General features: G+C 44.3%; 4 protein-coding genes. 2 read left to right on the forward strand and 2 right to left on the reverse strand.

Annotated elements, in window-relative coordinates:
- Positions 1–166 precede the first annotated feature (166 nt).
- Together ureE and JGK11_RS32595 are read right to left on the reverse strand one after the other, a co-directional pair.
- Positions 167–604 (reverse strand): urease accessory protein UreE, encoded by a 438-nt coding sequence (gene ureE / locus JGK11_RS32590; RefSeq protein WP_293193224.1) that lies wholly within the window; start codon positions 602–604, stop codon positions 167–169.
- A gap of 256 nt (positions 605–860) precedes the next feature.
- Positions 861–1,352, reverse strand: coding sequence for a DUF4168 domain-containing protein (locus tag JGK11_RS32595; protein WP_293214484.1), 492 nt, complete (start codon positions 1,350–1,352; stop codon positions 861–863).
- A 98-nt stretch (positions 1,353–1,450) separates the two neighbouring features.
- On the opposite strand from JGK11_RS32595, the gene JGK11_RS32600 reads away from it, so the two are divergent.
- On the forward strand, positions 1,451–1,645 hold the full coding sequence (locus tag JGK11_RS32600) for a hypothetical protein (RefSeq protein WP_293186631.1): 195 nt from the start codon (positions 1,451–1,453) through the stop codon (positions 1,643–1,645).
- A 410-nt stretch (positions 1,646–2,055) separates the two neighbouring features.
- Positions 2,056–2,343, forward strand: coding sequence for a hypothetical protein (locus JGK11_RS32605; protein WP_293198946.1), 288 nt, complete (start codon positions 2,056–2,058; stop codon positions 2,341–2,343).
- The last annotated feature ends 446 nt before the right edge of the window (positions 2,344–2,789 follow it).

Here is a 2,789-nt window from a genome sequence, read left to right on the forward strand (position 1 = left end):
TATTTGTTATTTGTTATTTGTTATTTGTTATTTGTTATTTGTTATTTGTTATTTGTTATTTGTTATTTGTTATTTGTTATTTGTTATTTGTTATTTGTTGCTTGAAATGCCCCATGCCCCATGCCCCATGCCCCATGCCCAATTCCCCATGCCCCATTCCCCATTCCTAATGACTGTGCGCGTAAGCGCCGATTTCCGGCTGAAACGGCACAATTTCCTCTATTACTTCCAAACCCATTTTTTCCAGCATTCCCTGCAAAACAGAATCACGAGAAAGCCTTAAATAATTATCAGCAACTTCTAAAGCTACGTGGCGGTTTCCCAAATGATAAGCCGCCCGCATCAGCAGCAGCCCTGTCGAGGCCCTTGTGGTAAGTACCGGTTCGGGTTTTGCACTTACCAGTACCAAACAGCTACCGTCTTCGGACTGCAATAAATCTCGATCGCGCAACACCGTACCTCTAGGCAAAGCCAAGTGTAGCACTTCTCCAGCCTCCGTCTCGAATCGGTGGCGGCTGCGAGTGCGATCGTCCGCTGTCATCGGCAAACTAAAGCTGACAACAGCATCGGGATTTGCAGGTAAACGTTTTGTGAAAGTTAGCATTTCTCTATTCTATTCCTCAAAGGAATTGACTTCACATCTAGTTTTTGAGGAATATCTTTTTTATTTCCAATTGCGATCGCAAGTAGTCGCCCAAAATATCTCTTTCTAAACCGCTCCCATTCTTGCATACCAAATATTGGTTATTTTGTCAAGCACTTCTTTACAGACGATCGCCATTTTCTCAAAAATGATTGCATACCGTGCAGTAACTCAAACTATAGAACGGGAGAGGAAGAAAGACTAAAACCATCTATATTTATTGATTTCCCGCTTGTTGCAACCGCAGCAATTCGGCTTGAATTCGTTGTTTGACAGCCGGATCGCGTTGCTGGAGCAAAGTGAGCTGATTGAAGCGACTAACTGTCAAACCATTGCTTTCGACAACTTTTTTAGCTTGTTGGCAGTAATTTACCGCAATGCCACGAACATTTCCCGACAGCCTGTTCACTTCCTGAGTTTCGTTGCAGACTATTCTGGGAACCGAGCCACCAGCCATTCCTTTAATTTCCTTCATAGCTTCCTCCCGTCTGGGTTCGATTCCCAAGACAGAGCGAGCGTAGCTAGTAATTTCGGCGTTGCTAATTTCTTGAGCTTGGGCCGCCGCTCCGAAAACAAGGCTTGGAGATTTTGCGTACAAGTCAGGGGCCCATCCGCTAGCCAAAGCTGCTGCGGAAATGATGCCTGCGAACAGCGATTGCCGCAGCATCCGGTTTAGGCGAAATTTAGAGGTGTTGAGTGAGGTGTTCATGGTCGTCGGTTATTGCTTGCGTGGAGATAAAAATGACACAGCGCACTGAGGCTCAATCTATGAGAATAATGTGGTGGCCAAAAAGTTCCTGTCCTTGAGTGACAATTTTTAATTCCAGCACTCTAGATTTGTTGGTTGCTAGGGCGATTCACGATCGGGATAGCTACGCTTCACGACTTTTTAGCAATTTCCATCCTTTGACCGATTGTAACATCTTTAATAAGTTAACCGATCGCCAAATTCACAGGGTATTTTTCATTACAGAGCGTTCCCCAATTGCCTCTACCAAATAATACTCACCGCTCAAATCTTAAATAATTCTAAAAGTCCTTGACAAACTCCTCACATTAATCAGTCAAATTCAGGTGCGATCGGCTTTCATTCAGTTGACAGTTGACAGTTGACCTGTGACAGCGACCTCTACCTCGAAGGAAGAGGATTGGAGTAATGAATAGTCTGATTTTAATTCCTCCCTACAAGGGTTCCGGCTTTAAACCAATTCTTTCTGGTAAGTCAGACAATTTGAGATTTGAGATTTGAGATTTGAGATTCGGGAATGACTGATCGGGGTTTGGCTCACTGGCCTACAATTGCATTCTTTTGAGGGTGTTAAATTTAGGATCGATCGCACTCATCAATTCTTTCAAGCATAGGACTAACGCCAAGGGACTAAAGAAACCAGTTTTTTCGCTATCTTAAGGATTTGAACCAAATATTTGGGCTGAAAACCCGGTTTCTGGCAAGGGCGAATGCGATCGCCAACTCAATGATTTATGTAATGTTAAGCAGAGGCGGATTTGTCGATCGAGAAAATCCCCTCTTGGGAGAGGCGCACTCAGTGAACCGGAACCCGAACCAACGTCGATTTTACCGAAAAGCGAGCGGAAAGCCCCCGACTTTAGGCGTGGGGATGAACGCGGTGGTGACTTTAGCCACCTTGAAGAAGTTGGTCGCTAAAAAGTTTTATCTAAAATATTTTATGATAAAGTAGAATCATGATAATTCGAGAAGCCAAGCTACTGAAAGGCACCAAGAAGTATGTCAATCTACAGATTAATCTGGGAGCTTAAACAGGAGCGTTGACCGAAAAGCCGGTCGTTAGGTCTAAAATTTTGGGTTCGATCCTCAGAAGTGTCGTTCGCAACTATCCGTTTTTGCGCGGACTAAATCATCCCGAATTTCAAATCTCAAACTTGTTCTGAGCGAAGCCGAAGAATCTCAAGTCTAAAATAGTATTAGCCCCCAGAGCAGCAGTGGAGTTGTGCTTGCCTATCTGGGGGCCATACCGATGTGCGCGGTGCTACTATTTACTGCTACACAAAACTTAGCTAAACTTTTTCAAGTCTCACTATTCAATCAAGATTGCTCTTGAAGGGTCTGCTTCCTGCTTCACCCAAGGGAGTCGGCTCGCAACTTGTCCACAGGCGTAAATTCGGA

It is taken from the genome of Microcoleus sp. PH2017_34_RAT_O_A (assembly GCF_020737885.1).
Lineage (GTDB): Bacteria > Cyanobacteriota > Cyanobacteriia > Cyanobacteriales > Microcoleaceae > Microcoleus.

Coding starts and splice junctions, on each gene's coding strand:
- JGK11_RS32595 (WP_293214484.1), bottom strand. CDS start 1,352: ATGAACACCTCACTCAACACCTCTAAATTTCGCCTAAACCGGATGCTG.
- ureE (WP_293193224.1), bottom strand. CDS start 604: ATGCTAACTTTCACAAAACGTTTACCTGCAAATCCCGATGCTGTTGTC.